The sequence below is a fragment of the Flavobacterium xylosi genome, from assembly GCF_042787345.1.
GTDB classification, from domain to species: Bacteria; Bacteroidota; Bacteroidia; order Flavobacteriales; family Flavobacteriaceae; genus Flavobacterium; species Flavobacterium xylosi.
The window spans coordinates 1-1,150 of sequence record NZ_JBHZPZ010000042.1; the positions used below are offsets into that span (position 1 = coordinate 1).

The following is a 1,150-nucleotide window of genomic DNA, read 5'->3' on the forward strand; positions in this document are numbered from 1 at the left end:
AAAGCTTCTAGTTTCCCAACATGCTAATGCTGTTGTTGGTTCAGCAGGCTGTGTTCCTGTTGTTTTCCAAGTACAAGATGTTGTATCAAAGCTTCTAGTTTCCCAACAGGCTAATGCCGTTGTTGGTTCTGCAGGCTGTGTTCCTGTTGTTTTCCAAGTACAAGATGTTGTATCAAAGCTTCTAGTTTCCCAACATGCTAATGCTGTTGTTGGTTCTGCTGGCTGTGTTCCTGTTGTTTTCCAAGTACAAGATGTTGTATCAAAGCTTCTAGTTTCCCAACAGGCTAATGCCGTTGTTGGTTCAGCAGGCTGTGTTCCTGTTGTTTTCCAAGTACAAGATGTTGTATCAAAGCTTCTAGTTTCCCAACAGGCTAATGCTGTTGTTGGTTCTGCTGGCTTTGTTCCTGTTGTTTTCCAAGTACAAGATGTTGTATCAAAGCTTCTAGTTTCCCAACAGGCTAATGCTGTTGTTGGTTCAGCAGGCTTTGTTCCTGTTGTTTTCCAAGTACAAGATGTTGTATCAAAGCTTCTAGTTTCCCAACATGCTAATGCTGTTGTTGGTTCAGCAGGCTTTGTTCCTGTTGTTTTCCAAGTACAAGATGTTGTATCAAAGCTTCTAGTTTCCCAACAGGCTAATGCCGTTGTTGGTTCTGCTGGCTGTGTTCCTGTTGTTTTCCAAGTACAAGATGTTGTATCAAAGCTTCTAGTTTCCCAACAGGCTAATGCCGTTGTTGGTTCTGCAGGCTGTGTTCCTGTTGTTTTCCAAGTACAAGATGTTGTATCAAAGCTTCTAGTTTCCCAACAGGCTAATGCTGTTGTTGGTTCAGCAGGTTGTGTTCCTGAAGTTTCCCAAGCACAAGTAGTCGTATTGAAAGTAGCTGTTTCATAACACGCTGTGGCTGGCGCTGCTGGAGTTGCTGGCTGTGCATTTACTGTTAGAGCCGTAGCATTTGAAGTACATCCGTCAACGGTTGTTGTCACGTCATAGTTTCCTGCAGCCAATCCTGAGAAAGTTCCTGTTGTATTGCTTTGTGAAGCTACTACTGGACTTGTTCCTGTTAGGGTATAACTTACTCCTGAACCATTTGCTGGTGCAGTTACTGTGATCGTCCCAGTGGCAACAGTACAAGTTGGTTGTGCTGTTACACTT

General features: G+C 43.4%; 1 protein-coding gene. It reads right to left on the reverse strand.

Translation table 11 applies throughout. The features are described 5' to 3' along the window. Window positions 1–1,150, reverse strand: a 1,150-nt coding sequence (locus tag ACFX5E_RS16210) for a hypothetical protein (RefSeq protein WP_379856204.1), incomplete at both ends; no start/stop codon positions are given.